Genomic DNA, 18209 nt, shown 5'->3' with positions numbered 1-18209 from the left:
GCACGCATGGAAAGGAACGAAATTATGGTTCAAGGTCAAAAGGCATATAATAATGAAAGTATTTCATCCCTGAAAGGTCCAGACAAAGTCCGGCTCCGACCAGGGGTTATTTTTGGCTCAGATGATATTGCTGGCTGCCAGCATGCGGTTTTTGAAATACTGGCTAATAGCATCGATGAAGCTAGGGAAGGCTTTGGAGACACCATTCATGTCACCCGATTCACAGATCATTCCATTCAAATCTCCGACTATGGCCGTGGGATTCCCTTGGAATACAACCCGAAAGAGGAGCGCTTTAACTGGGAGCTTGTTTTCTGCGAGCTTTATGCTGGAGGCAAATACCAGAACATTCAGGGCCTCACCTACGAATACAGCTTAGGATTAAATGGACTTGGGGCCTGCGCCACACAGTTTGCTTCTTCTTGGCTAGATGTAGAAGTTTTTCGCGATAAACATCGCTATGCACTGCGATTTGAAAAAGGCCATAATATAGGTGGTTTAAAAAAGGAAAAAGTACTCCATCAAGAAACAGGTACACGAATTCATTGGTTACCAGATCTTGATGTATTCACTGAAATTAACATTCCCCAAGACTATTTTCTCGAAACCCTAAAGCGCCAAGCCGTTGTCAATGCTGGCATTCATTTTGTTTTCCACGACAAAATATCTGACGAAACTTTTGAATACCACTATCCGGAAGGCATTATGGACTACATCAAAGAACTTAACCAAGAACAAGAACTAACGGATATTCTCCATTTAAGTCGCACCACTTCCGGCCGAGATCGTGAGGATAAACCTGAGTATAAAGTTAAAATGGAGCTGGTCTTTTGTTTTAATAATCATCATCCTAGAATTGAATATTATCATAATTCTAGCTATTTAGAGCATGGTGGTGCCCCAGATAGAGCCATTAAGAGTGGATTTGTTTCGGTCATTGACCAATTTATCCGCGATGAAAACCTTTATCGAAAAAACGAGAAAAAAGTCCTTTTTACGGATATAGAAGATAGTTTGCTTCTAATTTCCAACTCTTTTTCCACCATGACCAGCTATGCAAATCAGACAAAAAAATCCATCAATAACTCCTTTGTTCAACAAGCCATGACCGCGTTACTAAAAGAAAAGTTAGAGATCTATTTTACAGAAAATCGCCAGGATAAAGAAAAAATTCTTAATCAAGTGCTAACGAATAAGCGCAGTAGAGAAACTGCAGAACAAACGCGACTCAATATCAAGAAAAAATTGAACGGCAAAATGGATTTCGCAACAAAAGTCAAAAAGTTTGTGGATTGCCGAAGCAAAGATTTGGAAAAACGTGAACTTTTTATCGTGGAAGGAGATTCCGCCCTAGGTGCCACTAAAATGGGAAGAGATGCTAATTTCCAAGCTATTATTCCTGTTCGCGGAAAAATTCTTAACTGCTTAAAGGCTTCTTATGCCCAGATTTTTGGCAACGATATTATTGTTGACTTGCTCAAAGTCCTAGGATGCGGCGTAGAAATCAAATCACGTCATTCTGATTTAGCTACCTTCAATATCGACAAACTTCGTTGGAATAAAATCATTATCTGCACTGATGCAGATGTCGACGGGTACCAGATACGTACTTTAATATTAACGATGCTTTACGTTTTAACTCCCCAATTGATTGAGGAAGGGTATGTGTACATTGCAGAGTCCCCTCTATATGAAATAACCGACCATAAGTCTAAAAAGACTTTATTTGCCTATTCTGAGCAAGAAAAAAACAACCTTTTAAAGAGTATCAAAGGCTCTTATCGCCTCCAACGATCAAAGGGTCTTGGTGAAAACGAACCTCAAATGATGTGGGAAACAACCATGAACCCAGATACCCGTCGCCTAATTCAAGTGACACCTTCGGAAGCCAAAAAAACAAAAGAAATGTTTGATGTATTGCTAGGCAACAATTTGCCTGGTCGAAAATTATTCATCACCGATAAAGGACCTGCCTATATAGACCAGGCTGATCTAGACTAGACGAACTACTGAGTATATTTCCCGGAAGGAAGAATTCCCTTGAAATCACCAACCATACAACAATTAAATGTGCTGGACACATTAGAAACTAACTATATGCCTTATGCCATGAGCGTTATTATTTCCAGAGCACTTCCAGAGATTGATGGATTGAAGCCTTCTCACCGAAAACTCCTATATACCATGTATGGCATGGGCCTGTTAAAAGGTAGCCTCACCAAATCTGCTAACATCGTTGGTCAGACAATGAAAATTCACCCCCACGGAGATATGGCCATCTATGAAACCATGGTGCGAATGACGAAAGGAAACGAAAGCCTACTGCTTCCCCTAGTAGAAAGCAAAGGAAATTTTGGTCGATGCTATTCCCGAGATATGGCTTTTGCCTCTCCAAGATATACAGAAGCCAAGCTAATGCCGGTTGCATCCGAATTCTTTTTAGCTATTAACAAAGATACGGTTCCCTTTGTTCCAAACTATGATAACACTACTAAGGAGCCAGTATTACTCCCGGTAACGTTCCCTAGCATCCTTGCTAATCCTAACCAAGGCATTGCCGTAGGGATGGCCAGCAACATCTGTTCCTTCAATCTAACAGAACTATGCGATGCTACCATTGCTTTTTTAGAAGATCGTAAAGAAGATGTATTTTCTATCCTGAAAGCACCAGACTTTTCATCTGGTGGCGAATTGCTCTATGACGAAAAAGAACTACACCAGATTTACAAAACTGGTCATGGCGGTTTCTCTTTAAGAGCCGTCTATACCCATCATAAAGAAGATAATTGCATTGAAATCACTGAAATCCCCTATACCACTACCTTAGAAGCAATTATGGAAAAATTAGTGACCCTTATTAAGGCAGGAAAACTAAAAGAAATAAATGATATACGTGATGAAACGGATTTAAAAGGACTTAAGCTTACCCTCGACCTTAAAAAGAATACAGACCCAGAACAGCTCATGACACGCCTCTTTAAACAAACTAGCCTTCAAGACACCTTTAGCTGTAATTTCAACTTAATTGTAAATGGTAATCCAAAAGTCTTAGGCGTCTTAGGCATTTTACAAGAATGGCTCTCCTTTCGACAAGGTTGCTTAAAGCGACAGTTTGCCTACGAGATGGCAGAACAAGAAAAAAACCTTCACTTATTGAAAGGACTAGAAAAAATCCTTCTGGATATCGATAAAGCTATCCGAATCATCCGAGAAACACAGAAAGATAAACAAGTAGTCCCGAATTTAATGGAAGCTTTTTCTATTGATGAAATGCAGGCTGAATATGTAGCTGAAATCAAACTACGCCATTTAAACCGTGAGCATTTATTGAAGCAAACCAAACAACTAAAAAACCTTCGTTCTACCATTAAGAACTTAGAGGATCTGATTAATAGTCCTGATCGACAAAAAGAGTATATCATCAATGATTTAAAACGTGTTCGAGACACCTATGGTCAACCAAGGCGTACAAAAATTGTCCATCTGGATGACCTTCCTCAATCAGCACCAACAGTCATGATTAGTCATTATAATGTAAAAGTTTTTTTAACAAGAGATGGCTACCTAAAAAAAATACCTCTTACCTCTTTAAGAGGAAATTTTGAGCAAAAACTAAAACCTAACGATTACATTATCCGAGAAATCGAAGGCGAAAACAAAAATGATCTCCTGCTTATCTCTTCGGCTCAAAAGGCCTATAAACTCAAGCTTTACGAGCTTGACGATCTTAAAACCAGTGACTTAGGCTTGTATTTACCTAACTTAGTGGCCATGGATCCTGAAGAAAAAATTCTTTTTGCTGTTGCAACTTCAGACTATGTAGGGCATTTTCTATTTGCTTATGAGAATGGAAAAATGGCTAAAATCCCACTAAGTGCTTACGAAACTAAAACGAATCGTAAGGTCTTGGCAAATGCCTACGCCTCTCACCCTCTCCGTGGAATACGATTCCTTACGGAAGAGCAACCCTTAATTGCTGTCAGTAGCATCAATAAAGTACTGATTTTCGATACCTCACAAATCAATCCTAAAACAACACGCAATTCCGTAGGCGTACAGGTATTAAAATCTAAAAATAATAGCACATTGGTAGCTATAATGAACTTTGACCAAGTTCGATTGGAAAATCCTGACTACTATCGAGCCAAGATTCCTGCCGTTGGCACTTATCTAAAAAAAACCGATTCCTTAAGCCTCACCGATGCGTGTGAATCCACCGAAAACATCTCATTGCTTGAACTTATTCAAAAAAGCGACGATTAATATCGTCGCTTTTTTGTGCCTATGATTCGAGAGGATTATAAGATATACTATAATACATCACAGACTTTCAATCTGGATATTCCATTTATTACTTTTCTATGGGAATCGATTAACATCAGAAAGGAATGTTTCACTATGCAACCAACAGAACGTATTTCATTCTATACCCATCTTATAGGCGCTGTAGCATCAGCCTTAGGGGCTATCGTTTTATTTTTCCAAGCCCAAAATCAACTTTCCTATCGGCTATTGGCCCTTATATATGGCTCCTCCATCACATTTTTATTCACAGCTAGTTCTCTTTATCATTATCATAAACAAGAAGAGGGCGAAGCTTCCTTCTGGAGAAAGTTAGATCATTTCGCTATCTTTGTTATGATCGCTGGAACTTACACGCCTATAGTGTGGGCTTATTTATCCGGTAGCCTTCGATGGGGCATTTTAATTTTTCAATGGACCTTAGTTTTAACTGGTTTCTTTTTCAAGTTTTTTTATCTCAAAGCCCCTCGATTGCTCTACACGGTTATCTACTTATTAATGGGTTGGTCTGCCATTTTTACCATCAGGCCTTTGATGATCGCCATGGATATTCCTTCTATTATAATGCTTTTCGCTGGTGGCGCCGCTTTCACCATTGGTTCCATTTTTTATATAGTAAAAAAGCCAGTGATTTCACCTGGCTTTGGTTTTCATGAAATTTTCCATCTGTTTATTCTAGCAGGTGGGCTTTTCCATTATTTTCTTGTGTTTATAGCCCTTGGTTAAAGGCTGTCATCTCCTTCTCCCCCAGTCATCTTCACCGATTTATTCATACAGTCCACCATCGCTTCCATCACAGCACTACGAAACCCATTTTTTTCCAAACTTCGCACTGCTTCGATGGTAGTTCCACCAGGAGAACACACCATATCTTTTAGTTCTCCTGGGTGTTTACCAGTTTCACTCACCATAGAAGCTGCCCCCATCACCGTTTGAGATGCAAATGCATAGGCCTGTTTCCTATCCATCCCTCCCTGTACTGCTGCATCCGCCATGGCCTCAATAAAAAGAAATACATAGGCTGGCGCAGAACCACTTACAGCGATCACGCTGTCCATTAGGCTTTCATCTACTTTTTCCCATTTTCCAAAACTGCTAAACATCTCACCAACCAGTTGAAATTCCTCTGCTAATACCTGGTTATTGGCACATAATGCAGCCATTCCTTTCCCAACTAAAGCAGGTGTATTTGGCATACTTCTAAGGATTTTCTGATGGCTACCAATTGCCTTTTCAACTTGTCTTAATGAAATACCAGCTGCAATGGTAATGACCATATGTTCCGACGTTAATCCTTCTTTCAATTCCTCCAAAACCAACGAATACATATTTGGTTTTACAGCCACGACTATCATCCGACTCTGATTCAACAGATCCTCCAGACAATCTACTGTCTGAATTCCGTAATCTTTAACCAGAGACTGCACTTTTTCTTTGTTTACGTCAAAGACAAAAACTTTTTCCCTTTGTGTAAATCCTGCATCTATAATTCCACCTATCATGGCACTCCCCATATTACCAGCACCAATAAATCCTATGGTTTTATCCATCTTTAATACACTCCTTTTGTTCGCTGTCATATTAATGATAGGAAAACAATACGCCTAATAAAAAGCTACACTCAGCCAAATAGGTTTTCCACGTTTTAAAAGGCTGTGGCTTGCCATAATAGTATCCCTGCATAAAATCGCAGCTTAATCCCATCAATGCTTCTTGCTGTGATGCCGTTTCCACCCCTTCAGCCACTACTTTTAATCCCATCTTATGAGACAACTGAATAATTGCCTCTACCATCATCCGATCTTTTTCCATATTTTCCACGGTATCAATAAAACTCTTATCCAATTTAATGCGATCAATAGGTAATCGATTGAGATAATTCAAGGAGGAATACCCTGTTCCAAAGTCATCTAAAGCCAAACGAAATCCTTGTTTTTTCAACTTTTCCAACACTTTCATGGTTGTATCAATTTTATCCAGCAGTGCTGTTTCAGTAATCTCAAATTCAATTGTTCCTGGATCGATTGGGTACTTTTGTAAAAGAGTTTCTAAAAATCCATTGATTCCTTTTTCAATTAATCCTTTGGCCGAAAGGTTAATCGATATAAAACTTGGCATTTCATGGGTCGTCATCCATTCACAACATTGACGAAAAACATCCTCCACGACCCACTGTTCAATTTGAATGATCTGGCCAGACTGTTCTGCATGTGGAATAAATTGATCCGGCGATACTCGCCCTTTAAAAGGATGATACCACCGCACCAAAGCCTCTAGACCTGATAACTTTCCAGAAGGTGCCTCTACAATAGGTTGGTAATACACTCTAAACTCAGAATTTTCAATCCCGTAGCGTATCTGTTGAATAGAATCAATATAGGTGTAGGCATATGTCTCCATCTCTTCGTTGTATAGAACAGACTGATCTTTCCCATTGCGTTTGGCACAGTAGAGGGCTGTATTCGCCTTTTGTAGTAGTTCAAAAAATGTATTTCCATGTTCTTGAAACAACGCAACTCCTGCACTAAAAGTCAGCAAAATAGGCTGCTTTTTCAAATAAAAAGGATGTGACCCTATTTTTTTCATAAAACGATCTACTTCTGTTAAAAGTTCTTCTTTCTTGGTAAAGTCCATCAAAAGGATAATGAACTCATCTGCACTTGTTCTAGCCACATAATGTTCATTTCCAAAATGCGATTCTAACAAGGTTGCTGTTTGCTTAATCATTTTATTTCCAATTTTATATCCCATGGTATTATTCACATAACTAAAATTGTCAATATCTATGTACAGCAATGCCATTTTTGTTTCTTTATCCGCTTTTTCTTTTTCCGATTCAAAATACTCTCTCAGTTTTTCTGCATTTGCCAGGTGCGTAAGGCTATCGTAATATGCCATCTGGTACAACTTTTTGTCCAACTTCACTTGCTGAGTAATATCTGTGTGCGATCCTGCCATACGAATAATTTTTCCTTGATCGCTTTTTTGTGCCACGCCTTTACTAAGAACCCAGTAATAATGCCCATCTCTCCCTTTCAAACGATAGACACTTTCGTAAATACCTTCCCCACACCAAAGAAAACTTTCAAGGGTTTCTTTGGCTTTCCTTTGATCCTCTGGATGAATAAGGATTTTCCATTCTTCTATGCTTTTTTCTGAGGAATCCAAACGAAAAGCATAGCGCTCCAGATCTTTTTTTGATACTTCATACTGATCTTTTTCTAAATCCCAGACCCACAGACCATCGTTGGAACCCTCCACCATAAGTTTGTAGTTACGGCATTCCTGATAAAGATGTTGCATTTCTTCCAGCAGCACCTTTTCTTCCTTTATCTCTTTTTCCTTTCTTGCTTGTTTATCCATCATTCCTAAGCCAACACCCTCCTGCAAATATCTCTATCTATATAATCCCATCGTACCCTGTTTTTAGTCTTTTTCTTACACATCCTTTTACAACATAGGTGCAAAAATCCTGAGAATTGAACCGGCCAGAGCTTTGTACCATTTGATTTCCCGATACTCTTCTATGGTTACCCGCTGGCATACTTTTAAGGTTTCTATAAAATCGTCTTTCAATTCATGAATCCCATTCGTATTTGTCATCCATACTCCACATTCAAAATGAAGGTACAAACTACGATAGTCCATATTAATGGTTCCTACCACCCCATGAATATCGTCTACCACAAAGGTTTTTGAATGCATAAAACCAGGTGTATACTCATATATTTTAACACCACTTTCAATTAATGTTTTATAAAAAGTGCGTGTTACAACATGTACCAATCGTTTATCCCATTTATGTGGAGTTATAATCCGAACATCCACACCTCCCTTGGCAGCAGCACAAAGTGCCGTTACCATTTCACTGGCCAGAATTAAGTAGGGAGTAGTAATATAGACATATTTTTTCGCACGGCCAATCAAATTTAAATACACAGTTTCGCTCACTGGTTCATTATCAATAGGGCTATCAGCAAAGGGTTGAACATAACCCGTTGATGTAAACGGCCTTCCTGTAGAAGAAAGAAGGCAGTTTTCATCTTGCAATATAGATGTTAAATAGAAATCATTAAAACTTTCTTTTACGCCTCTCAAATAGCCCCACATGGATAAAAACATAACTGTAAAACTCCATACAGCTTCTCCTTTAATAAGAATAGCCGTATCTTTCCAATGTCCAAATTTCTCAATTTCATTAATATATTCATCCGCAAGGTTGATTCCCCCAGTGAAGGCGACTAAGCCATCAATCACGGTTATTTTACGATGATCTCTATTATTCTGCCTTAAGGATAAAATAGGAATCAAAGGGTTAAAAATACAACATTTTATCCCCATAGCCTCTAGCTTTTTGTTATACCCATGTGGAAGTGTAAAGATACATCCTACATCATCGTAAATCAGACGAACATCTACCCCTTGATTGACTTTCTTTTTTAGAATATCCAAGATACGGTTCCACATGAGTCCTTCTTCAATAATGAAATATTCCATAAAAATGTAATGCTTAGCCTTTTCCAACTCTTCCAGCAGCCGTTCATATTTAATTTCACCAGTACCCAAGTATTGGCTATAGAAATCTGGGTATAGAGGATACCCGCCATAATGGTTAATATATCGTGCTTGAATGGCGGAATCATAATTTGTTTTTTCTAATTCGGTTAAATACTCCTCTGTTTTGGTTCGTTGATGCCTTAAGGCTTTCATTGTATTCATTTCATAAGCCTTCATCTGTTGTGTGATTTTTCGACTTAATCGACTTCGACCCAAAAACAGATAAAATAATCCTCCAAAAATAGGAAACAACAAGATTGGTATAATCCATGCAATTTTATATGCCGGATTAATCTTACTATTCATCACCCACAAAAATACCATCAAACTCAAAAAAATACTAAATACATAGAATACGGTAAAGTATTCATTAAACCTACTAATGACTGCCACCAGAATTACCATCTGCCCTAACAAAGCAATCATGAGAAAAAAGGTTCTTGGCATCAGCATTTTCCGTAACGTTCTGAAAGACTGTCTTTTAATAGCAGCCATGGATCAGCACTCCTCTATGTCGTCTCTCTTTGCCTTTGCTTTCCACTTTACCCTATTGAAGTCCCAGGGTCAATTGTTAATCGGATAATGTATTTGTCCTTCTATCGAGTTAATTCATACAATGCTCTAGCATAAATAGTAGTCATTTTAAGTAAGTCCTCAATAGCGACAAATTCGTTTTTCTGATGAGCCAATTCGTCCTGTCCTGGAAACAAAGCACCAAAAGCAACTCCTTTAGGTAGTGCTCTAGCATAAGTGCCTCCTCCAATTGTGATGGGTTGGCTATCCATATCTCCTGTTACCTCCCGATAAACTCCCATCAACTGCTGTACTAGGTGATCTTCTTTTGGTACGTATAAAGGCTCAATCGTTTCATCAATTTCTAATCGCATTCCATCTTCCTTCAACTCTTTTTGTATCCCTTCAAATACTTCTTTGGCTTTGATACTAATAGGAGATCTTGTGTTAATAGTCATACTAAGACCAGTGGAGCTGGCTAAGAGCACTCCCACGTTAAACGCTAATTTGCCGGATACTTCATCCTCAAACCCACAGCCAATAGACTCCCCATTTACTTCTAAACCAATTTTCTCCTGATACCATCCTGCAAATTCCTTTAAAGATGCATTTAGCCCTGGGCATTGGGCTAAAAATAGGAACAAATGCGAAATAGCGCTTTTTCCTTTTTGAGGCCTACTCCCATGGGCAGATATGCCTCTGGCTTTGATAATTATATGTTCGCCCTTGGATTCCAAGTGAAGCGTATACCCTGTTTTTTTCACAAATTCGTCCAGTGCATTCCCCAACATTTGTTTAACATTTTCTGCCATAGCCAACTCAATCTCGCAACGATCTGGCACCATATTGGCAGCATTTCCACCTTCCATTCGAATCATTTGAATAGGCTGTTCATCCTCTTTTAGTACGTGGATCAATCGAAAGATTTGTATGCCTTTTTCACCATGAATCACTGGAAAAGAAGCATCTGGACTGAAACCTAGATCGGGTTTTGGATAATGCTTAAAGTAATACTCTAGGTCTTCCCAACCAGATTCTTCATCTGTACCAAAAATCAATCTAATTTTTCGGTTTGGTTCAACTCCAAGTTCTTTGAGTACTTTCATCGCATAAAGAGATGCAACAGCAGGCCCTTTATTATCAATAGCTCCACGTCCATAGATTCTCCCCTGATGCACTTCGCCACCAAAGGGTGGAAAGTCCCAGTCATCTCCTTCTGGAACAACATCCAAGTGCACCAGTACCCCCAGTGTTTCTTCTCCTTCACCAAAATCTACATGCCCTGCATATCCGTTGGCATTTTCTACATCAAACCCCATGGATCTGGCTTTATCTAGCATATATTCCAAAGCCTGTCCAACCCCATTACCAAAGGGATTGCCTTCAAATTTATCTGCTTTAACGCTTTTGATCCGAACCAGTTCACAAACGGATTCGATGAGTTCTTCTTGATGTTTCTCTATCAAACGATCTATTTTTTCCATTCCCTCGCCTCCTCAAGTTTGATTTCTTTCGAAGTTAAAGCCACTATACTTAGTATAGTGGCTTTAGGCAGAATAAGCCATTACAATCTTATTTCAATTTAAAAATTTCATGAAAGAATCACTCGTATTATACATGTTGTAGCCTTACATTTTCGCTACTCCCAGCAGGACTACCACTTAAGGATTTGCAAAAATTGTTGCTGATATTCACCCTCTAGTTTCATGATCATGACTTGTCCTTGCCTTTGTCCGTTGAAAGTATTTCTTTCTATCTGCTCCATATAAACATGCAGATGATAAGGCCTAGTCATGACAGATCGGACCTGAAAGGCGTTTGCAGTATTTCCATAATAATGAAAAACAACCAACCCATATTCTGGTCCTGGAACCCAGAAGGAAAACTGTTGATCTTCGCTCCGCATTTCTAATTGCTCTATCATCTCTTCTTGCTGCTTGGAGTCAATTTGCTGAGCCACCTGTTGCCATTCTTCTGTTTCTTGCATAATTTGAGTACGACTTCCTGCAAAGATCAAATCGTACTCTTCTTCATATCGCGCCATATATTTTTCATATTTAGTAACTTCTTTACGCATCTGATTTAGTTCCTGTTTCATGTTTCCTTTTTCCCATTGCTGCCACAGCATTAAGGCTAGCAATGCCATCACTACCAGCAACATAAACCCTAATGTAGCTCCTCGTACCTTACTCATGATTTCCTCCTGCTCCACCCGCCATGCGATTGTCTGTTATTCATATTACTTTCCTACTACAGCATATCACATCACCTGTTGTTAATAAATATGTTGTTTTTTGTAATGCCAGGACAAAATCCATCATTCCCATAATGACTTATTAAAAAATTCTATTCTCCATGCCTATTCCTTAGTTGTTCTGCTATTTCTCCCAATGTAACCTGTTTTTCTTCCATCAATACCATCATATGGTACACCAGATCGCTTATTTCTCCTATCAATTCTTCTTTGTTTTCATTTTTAGAAGCTATAATTACTTCCGAAGCTTCTTCTCCCACTTTTTTCAACATCTTATCTAAACCACTATCAAACAGGTAGTTGGTATACGATCCTTCTCTCGGATGTACTCGACGTTCTTTTATGATACTTTCCAAGGTCTTTAATATCGGATAATGGTTGCTTCGATTTTCAGCTTTTCCCAACTGCCGGTAAAAGCATGTTTTTTCTCCGGTATGGCAGGCCTTTCCAGTTTGACGTACCTGTAAAAGCAATGTATCTCCGTCACAATCATAATGAATACTGCACACCTCTTGTGTATGCCCTGAGGTTTCTCCTTTATTCCACAGCTGTTGCCGACTACGACTATAAAACCAAGTGGTTCCAGTTTTCTGTGTTTTTTTCAGAGATTCCCGATTCATATAGGCCATCATAAGAACTTGACCCGTTGATTCTTCTTGGATAATGGCTGGTATTAAGGCTTTTTCATCAAAAATCAAATCCAAGCCCTCTGCCAAATCATCGTTTTTTGCTTGCTCATCCCTTCCCATAATCCTTTTCCTCCTTAACGTATGATCACACCTTTTTCTGCTAAATACTTTTTCAGCTGAGGAATGTCAATTTCCTTAAAATGAAACAAGGATGCCCCTAAGGCCGCATCTGCTTTTCCCTCTGTAAAAGCGTCATAGAAATCCTCCATTGTACCAGCTCCTCCAGATGCAATCACCGGAACATTAACTGCTTCACTGATTTTCCTCGTAATTTCAAGATCGTACCCAGTTTTCGTACCATCTTTATCCATACTGGTGAGTAGAATTTCTCCAGCTCCTCTTTTTACCCCTTCTATTGCCCAAGCAACGGCTTTCTTGCCTGTATTCTCCCGACCGCCTTTAATATATACATGATATTCACCATTTTCCTGCCGTTTAACATCAATCGCCAACACCACCGCCTGATTTCCAAAACGTTCTGCACATCGGGTGATGAGTTCTGGCTCTTTTACAGCTGCAGAGTTAATGGATACTTTATCTGCTCCAGCTTTTAACACGGCCCTAAAATCTTCAACAGATCGAATACCCCCTCCCACAGTTAATGGAATAAACACCTGTTCCGCTGTTCGGCTTACTACATCCAGAATAATATTGCGGTCTTCATTGGAAGCCGTAATATCTAGAAATACCAGCTCATCCGCACCCTGTCGATTGTATTCCGATGCCACTTCCACTGGATCCCCAGCATCCACTAAATCCACAAATTGAACACCTTTTACGACGCGGCCCTGATTTACATCTAAGCATGGTACAATTCTTTTTGTAATCATAGGCCCGCACCCTCTATTTCTTTCATGGTGATAGCACCTTCATATAAAGCTTTTCCGACGATGGCTCCATTAGCTCCAATAGACTTAAGATCAAAAAGATCCTCTAGAGAAGAGACGCCTCCAGAAGCAATAATTTCCATGGAAACAACACTTAAGAGTCGCTTCAGAGCATCAATATTAGGGCCTTTCAGCATCCCATCCCTAGCAATATCTGTATACACCAAGGTTTTCAAACCCATTTCCTCTAATCGAAGAATAAACTCAAGGGCATCCTGATTCCCTACTTTTGTCCATCCTTCAATGGCTACCTTTCCGTCCTTCGCATCAACAGAAACCACAACTCTATCTCCAAACCTCTTTATGGCTTCCTTGAGCATTTCTGGATCTTCCAAGGCTTTGGTACCCAAAATACAGCGCCAAGCACCCAAATCCAGAAGCCTTGATAGGGTATCCAATTGACGGATACCGCCACCAATTTGTACGGGAATTTCAACTTTTTCTATAATTTTTTTAACAGCTTCTAAATTTCCGGATATCCCGTCAAAGGCTCCATCCAGATCCACTAGGTGAAGTTGTTTAGCACCCTTATTTTGCCAGTCTAGGGCCACTTGCCAAGGATTTTCAAAGTAAATGGTTTCTTCTTCTTTCATTCCTTGGGTTAATCGAACGCATTTTCCATTCTTTATATCAATTGCCGGATAAATCAGCATTTGCTCAACTCCCCAAAATTTTTAATCATTTGAAGCCCTTTTTCACTACTTTTTTCTGGATGAAACTGTAATCCAATCATGTTTCCTTTCTGCACTACAGCAGGAATTTGGATTCCATATTCTGCTGTTGCCACTAAATCTTCTTTTTCTACCTCCTCCGCATAGTAGGAATGAACAAAGTAGACAAATGTCCTGTTTTCAATCCCATTCAATACGGGATTCTTTTTATACACATCAAGCTGATTCCATCCCATATGAGGAATTTTAAATCCAGGAGGAATTTTCTGAATCTTTCCCCTAAACAACCCAAGACCCTCTCGTTCATTGCCTTCAAACCCTTTTTCAAACATGACCTGCATCCCAAGACAAATCCCCAAGATTGGCTTTCCTGCAGCAGCTCCCTGCCGAATAGATTGAATCAATCCCGTTCTTTCCAATTGATCCATCGCATCAGGGAATGCGCCAACCCCTGGAATCACCAAAGCTTTAGCATCTTTTACTTTTTGAATTTGATCCGTTATCCTAGCATCATAACCCATGCGTGCAAAGGCTTTTTCAACACTTTTTAAGTTACCCATTCCATAATCGATGATGCCAATCAACTGGTCCCCTCCGTTCTTGATCAAAATCGCTTCCCATCTTTTTTAAACCCATACCCTAGTCATTTCTAGTGGGATGACAGGTCTCCCTTGGTAGAAAGCGCTCCCTGAATTCGATGATCGATCTGAGTAGCTTCGTCTACCGCCCGTCCAAAAGCTTTAAAAAGTGTCTCAATAATATGATGATCATTTTTACCGTATAAAGTGGTTATATGAAGTGTAATGCCTGCATGCACCGCAACGGCTCGGAAAAATTCTTCCACTAATTGTACGTCAAAGTTTCCAGTTCGATCCGCTGTATAGTCCACATCAAAGTGTAAATAAGCTCTGCCGCTAAAGTCCAACGCGACTCGTGAGAGCGCTTCATCCATAGGGGTATGAACGCAGGCGTATCGTCTCATGGCTTGCTTCTCTCCCAGTGCTTCATAAAGTGCTTTTCCTATCACAATGCCTACATCTTCTACCGTGTGATGATCGTCAATGTGGACATCCCCTTGAGCCTTAACCGTTATATCTAATAGCCCATGTTTCGCGATTTGATCTAGCATATGATCAAAAAAACCAACCCCGGTACTTATTTCGCTTTTTCCAGAACCATCCACATTCAGCGTGACTGCTACCTTAGTTTCCAATGTGTTTCGTATGATGCTTGCCTTTCGATTTGCCATGGCTATTCCCCTTCTTCATAGTGTTTTTTGACAACTTCTTGAAGTTTCCTATTTTCTTTTTCTGTTCCAATAGTAATCCTAAGACAGTTTGCCAATACCCCCTGAGTTCCATATCCTCTTACACGAATTCCATGTTTTTTCAGTGTTGCATTTAATTTCTCCGCCTGCGGGCTTCGGATCAGCAGAAAATTAGTAGCTGAAGGAAAGATCTCCAGCTCCGTATCTGTAGCTTCTTTTTTTAACTGAAAGAAAAAGAGGCTTATTTTTTCTCTCCAATGGATTACTTTTTTTAGTTCTTCCTTTATTTGGGGAACCATTTCCAAACAAACTAGAGCAGCCGTTTGATCTAAACTACTCATATGATATGGAGGTTTTACACGACTAAGGGCTTTTATCATATCCTCAGAAGCCATGGCGTAACCAGCTCGAACACCTGCCAGTCCGTATGCTTTTGAAAGGGTTCTTAACACAATGAGATTTGGATATTCTTCAATTTTACCTACCATAGACTCTCCGTAGAATTCATAATAGGCTTCATCAATCACCATGATGGTTTCTGAAGGAATCTCTCTTAGTAATTTGTTTAGAGTGACTCTAGGAATGACGCCACCGGTAGGATTGTTTGGATTTGTAATAAATACAACCTTTGGATCTTCCTGTTGAATGGCTGTCAAAAATACTTCTGGCTGAAACTGAAAGCACTCATTCAAAGGTACTTCAATGATAGAACCCTCCGCCATCCATGTATCGATGGCATACATACCAAAGGTTGGGTGCATGGTTACTACCCCATCTCCAGGTTCAACAAAAGCCTGAATAATCCAGGCAATAATTTGATCTGAACCAACACCAGTAAGAATTTGATCGCTATGTACCTGATTTAATGTGGCCAACTTTTTTCTTATCTCCAAGCAGTCCGTATCTGGATACTGATGCAATGGAATTTCTTCAACTCTTTTAGCGAAGGCTTCCTGAAACCAACCATTTAACCAATTGTTTTCATTGGCGTCCATCTTTATTTCACAAGTCTCTGGCATCACATCATAGGGCTTTAACTGCTGAATATTTTTACGTAGCAATTTATAAACATCTGTCTTCTTTTGTGTCACCTTCCTATGTCCTCCTTTCTGATGCTTCTTTGGATTTTGTTACCTTCTTCTGATACTTATAGCTTTTCTATGTGCGCTAAGCCCTTCTTTGTCTGCCAGTATCATCACATCTTCCGCTACTTTTTCCATGGCCTCTTGTGTATAATAAATAATGCTACTCTTTTTGACAAAATCTTCTACAGATAAGGGAGAATAAAACCGTGCAGTCCCTCCTGTGGGTAAAACATGATTAGGTCCAGCCAAATAATCTCCTAAGGCCTCAGGAGAGTAGTGCCCCATAAAGATAGCACCTGCATGTTTGATTTTTTCCAATAATTCAAAAGGCTTCTCCACACATAACTCTAAATGCTCTGGTGCTATCTGATTTGAGAGCTCTGCCGCTTGTTCTAAGGTATCCACAATCCAAATACCCCCATAATCATCCAAGGATTTTCTGGCAATTGTCTCTCTGGTCATTTTTTTTAGTTGTTTTTCCAATTTTTTCTGTATTCTTTCCGCCAATAATTGACTGGTCGTAATACAAATAGAAGAGGATAAAACATCATGTTCTGCCTGAGATAGCAAATCTGCAGCCACATAAGCTGGATCTGCCTCTTCATCCGCCAGAACCAATATTTCGCTAGGTCCCGCAATCATGTCAATATCTACCTGTCCATAGACCATTTTTTTTGCCGTAGCCACATACTGATTGCCAGGACCAGTGATTTTATCTACTTGAGGCACTGTTTCCGTCCCATAGGCCAAGGCTGCAATCGCCTGCGCTCCACCTATTTTATATATTTCTTTGACCCCAGCTATATGGGCAGCCACTAATATAGCTGGATTTATTTTTCCCTTTTGATCTGGTGGCGTGGTCATCACCAACCGTTCAACACCAGCCACCTGTGCAGGGATTACATTCATAAGTACAGATGAAGGATAGGCAGCAGTGCCTCCCGGAACATAAATCCCCACTATTTCCAAGGGTGTTACCTTTTGACCTAATGTCACCCCTGATTCTGAGTTATCCCACCAAGAAAGCTGACGCTGATGTTGATGAAAACGTGTAATTCTATCCTTAGCGTTTCTCAAAGCTTCTAGGTATTCAGGTTCCACAGCTTTCATGGCTTCTTCCATTTCCTCAACAGATACTTTCATGGTTTCAGACGTCAGTACGACGGAATCATATTTCTGTGTCAGCTCTAGTACCGCTTCATCTCCTTGATGCTTTACTTGATCTAACAAACTCTGCACCTTGATGTCAATTTCTCGATTGGTCTCCTGTTGTCTTTTTTTCAACGCTTCTAAATACTGCTTCCCTTCAGTTTCAGACCAATTAATGATTTTCATTGTTCTTTTCCTCCCTGTAGGGCTTGCTTTTCAAATAGATCAATCAGCCCATTCATTTCAATTCTTCTGGTTTTATAGCTTACTTTATTCAAGATTAATCGGGCACTTATTCTCACAATCTCTTCCAGAACAACTAGGCCATTTGCTTTTAATGTGTTCCCGGTTTCGACAATATCAACAATTACATCCGTAAGCCCCAATAAAGGAGCCAATTCAACAGAGCCTTGCTGCTCAATAATTTCAACAGACTGTCCTTTCTTTTCAAAATGATCCCTGGTAATTCGCGGGTACTTACTAGCTACTCGAAGTAATTTCTTCCCGTTTTCTGCAGCTGCTGGTGGCCCTGCTACTGCCATGCTACAGCTTCCAAATCCCAGATCGGTTACTTCATAGACTGGCTTTGGTTTTTCTAACAAAATATCTTTTCCCACTACCCCTAAATCTGCTACCCCATGTTCTACATAAGTTGCCACATCAATCCCTTTCAGCAAAATAATTTCCAGCGGGTAACCTGGAATATCCAAAATTAGCTTTCTTTCTGGATTTTTAATCATGACTGTATTTAGGCCTGCTTTTTCAAGTAACTTAACCGTATCCTTCTCTAAACGGCCTTTTGTCAATGCCAGTCTTATTTTCCCATTCATTGGTT

The 18209-nt window shown here is 39.7% G+C and carries 16 protein-coding genes; 3 read left to right on the top strand and 13 right to left on the bottom strand.

All coding sequences use genetic code 11. The features are described 5' to 3' along the window. Positions 1-24 precede the first annotated feature (24 nt). The 3 genes from ACZ47N_RS10360 (at position 25) to trhA (ending at position 5028) form a co-directional block, all read left to right on the top strand. Positions 25-2001 (top strand): DNA gyrase/topoisomerase IV subunit B, encoded by a 1977-nt coding sequence (locus ACZ47N_RS10360; protein WP_464886481.1) that lies wholly within the window; start codon positions 25-27, stop codon positions 1999-2001. Positions 2002-2040: 39 nt separating this feature from the next. Then, the gene (locus ACZ47N_RS10355) at positions 2041-4263 is read left to right on the top strand and encodes a DNA gyrase subunit A (RefSeq protein WP_464886480.1); all 2223 of its coding nucleotides are present in this window, start codon (positions 2041-2043) and stop codon (positions 4261-4263) included. A 135-nt stretch (positions 4264-4398) separates the two neighbouring features. Next, complete coding sequence (trhA, locus tag ACZ47N_RS10350) at positions 4399-5028, top strand: PAQR family membrane homeostasis protein TrhA (RefSeq protein WP_464886479.1); 630 nt, start codon at positions 4399-4401, stop codon at positions 5026-5028. Here trhA and proC read toward each other — a convergent pair. The 13 genes from proC to hisG form a co-directional block, all read right to left on the bottom strand. After that, on the bottom strand, positions 5025-5852 hold the full coding sequence (proC, locus tag ACZ47N_RS10345; protein ID WP_464886478.1) for a pyrroline-5-carboxylate reductase: 828 nt from the start codon (positions 5850-5852) through the stop codon (positions 5025-5027). The two genes, trhA and proC, sit on opposite strands and share 4 nt — an antisense overlap. A 31-nt stretch (positions 5853-5883) precedes the next feature. Beyond that, positions 5884-7668 carry a bifunctional diguanylate cyclase/phosphodiesterase gene (locus tag ACZ47N_RS10340; protein ID WP_464886477.1) on the bottom strand — a complete coding sequence of 595 codons (1785 nt, stop codon included), beginning with the start codon at positions 7666-7668 and terminating at the stop codon, positions 5884-5886. An 84-nt stretch (positions 7669-7752) separates the two neighbouring features. Continuing rightward, a complete protein-coding gene (cls, locus tag ACZ47N_RS10335) occupies positions 7753-9354 on the bottom strand; it encodes a cardiolipin synthase (protein ID WP_464886476.1) in 1602 nt (533 codons plus the stop codon). Positions 9355-9455: 101 nt separating this feature from the next. Beyond that, positions 9456-10856, bottom strand: coding sequence for a dipeptidase PepV (pepV, locus tag ACZ47N_RS10330; RefSeq protein ID WP_464886475.1), 1401 nt, complete (start codon positions 10854-10856; stop codon positions 9456-9458). A gap of 170 nt (positions 10857-11026) precedes the next feature. Further along, the gene (locus tag ACZ47N_RS10325; RefSeq protein WP_464886474.1) at positions 11027-11566 is read right to left on the bottom strand and encodes a hypothetical protein; all 540 of its coding nucleotides are present in this window, start codon (positions 11564-11566) and stop codon (positions 11027-11029) included. A gap of 152 nt (positions 11567-11718) precedes the next feature. Then, on the bottom strand, positions 11719-12375 hold the full coding sequence (hisIE, locus tag ACZ47N_RS10320; RefSeq protein WP_464886473.1) for a bifunctional phosphoribosyl-AMP cyclohydrolase/phosphoribosyl-ATP diphosphatase HisIE: 657 nt from the start codon (positions 12373-12375) through the stop codon (positions 11719-11721). Positions 12376-12389: 14 nt separating this feature from the next. After that, on the bottom strand, positions 12390-13145 hold the full coding sequence (hisF, locus tag ACZ47N_RS10315; RefSeq protein ID WP_464886472.1) for an imidazole glycerol phosphate synthase subunit HisF: 756 nt from the start codon (positions 13143-13145) through the stop codon (positions 12390-12392). Continuing rightward, positions 13142-13855, bottom strand: a complete 714-nt coding sequence (gene hisA, locus ACZ47N_RS10310) for a 1-(5-phosphoribosyl)-5-[(5-phosphoribosylamino)methylideneamino]imidazole-4-carboxamide isomerase (protein ID WP_464886471.1) — start codon at positions 13853-13855, stop codon at positions 13142-13144. The genes hisF and hisA overlap by 4 nt, the downstream gene beginning before the upstream one ends. Next, positions 13849-14457, bottom strand: coding sequence for an imidazole glycerol phosphate synthase subunit HisH (hisH, locus tag ACZ47N_RS10305; RefSeq protein WP_464886470.1), 609 nt, complete (start codon positions 14455-14457; stop codon positions 13849-13851). The genes hisA and hisH overlap by 7 nt, the downstream gene beginning before the upstream one ends. Positions 14458-14522: 65 nt before the next feature. Further along, entirely contained in the window at positions 14523-15122 is a 600-nt protein-coding gene (hisB, locus tag ACZ47N_RS10300; RefSeq protein ID WP_464886469.1) for an imidazoleglycerol-phosphate dehydratase HisB, read from the bottom strand. Between the two features lie 2 nt (positions 15123-15124). After that, entirely contained in the window at positions 15125-16231 is a 1107-nt protein-coding gene (gene hisC, locus ACZ47N_RS10295) for a histidinol-phosphate transaminase (RefSeq protein ID WP_464886468.1), read from the bottom strand. A gap of 39 nt (positions 16232-16270) precedes the next feature. Continuing rightward, positions 16271-17560, bottom strand: coding sequence for a histidinol dehydrogenase (hisD, locus tag ACZ47N_RS10290; RefSeq protein WP_464886467.1), 1290 nt, complete (start codon positions 17558-17560; stop codon positions 16271-16273). Further along, positions 17557-18204, bottom strand: a complete 648-nt coding sequence (gene hisG / locus ACZ47N_RS10285; protein ID WP_464886466.1) for an ATP phosphoribosyltransferase — start codon at positions 18202-18204, stop codon at positions 17557-17559. The genes hisD and hisG overlap by 4 nt, the downstream gene beginning before the upstream one ends. Positions 18205-18209: the final 5 nt, after the last annotated feature.

The sequence above is a fragment of the Tindallia texcoconensis genome, from assembly GCF_055383815.1.
This window is presented reverse-complemented; position numbering and strand designations above follow the sequence as displayed.

Bases quoted from the DNA above. Each gene is read 5' to 3' on its own strand.
- ACZ47N_RS10360 (WP_464886481.1), top strand. From the start codon at position 25: ATGGTTCAAGGTCAAAAGGCATATAATAATGAAAGTATTTCATCCCTG.
- trhA (WP_464886479.1), top strand. From the start codon at position 4,399: ATGCAACCAACAGAACGTATTTCATTCTATACCCATCTTATAGGCGCT.
- proC (WP_464886478.1), bottom strand. From the start codon at position 5,852: ATGGATAAAACCATAGGATTTATTGGTGCTGGTAATATGGGGAGTGCC.
- ACZ47N_RS10340 (WP_464886477.1), bottom strand. From the start codon at position 7,668: ATGATGGATAAACAAGCAAGAAAGGAAAAAGAGATAAAGGAAGAAAAG.
- cls (WP_464886476.1), bottom strand. From the start codon at position 9,354: ATGGCTGCTATTAAAAGACAGTCTTTCAGAACGTTACGGAAAATGCTG.
- pepV (WP_464886475.1), bottom strand. From the start codon at position 10,856: ATGGAAAAAATAGATCGTTTGATAGAGAAACATCAAGAAGAACTCATC.
- ACZ47N_RS10325 (WP_464886474.1), bottom strand. From the start codon at position 11,566: ATGAGTAAGGTACGAGGAGCTACATTAGGGTTTATGTTGCTGGTAGTG.
- hisIE (WP_464886473.1), bottom strand. From the start codon at position 12,375: ATGGGAAGGGATGAGCAAGCAAAAAACGATGATTTGGCAGAGGGCTTG.
- hisF (WP_464886472.1), bottom strand. From the start codon at position 13,145: ATGATTACAAAAAGAATTGTACCATGCTTAGATGTAAATCAGGGCCGC.
- hisA (WP_464886471.1), bottom strand. From the start codon at position 13,855: ATGCTGATTTATCCGGCAATTGATATAAAGAATGGAAAATGCGTTCGA.
- hisB (WP_464886469.1), bottom strand. From the start codon at position 15,122: ATGGCAAATCGAAAGGCAAGCATCATACGAAACACATTGGAAACTAAG.
- hisD (WP_464886467.1), bottom strand. From the start codon at position 17,560: ATGAAAATCATTAATTGGTCTGAAACTGAAGGGAAGCAGTATTTAGAA.
- hisG (WP_464886466.1), bottom strand. From the start codon at position 18,204: ATGAATGGGAAAATAAGACTGGCATTGACAAAAGGCCGTTTAGAGAAG.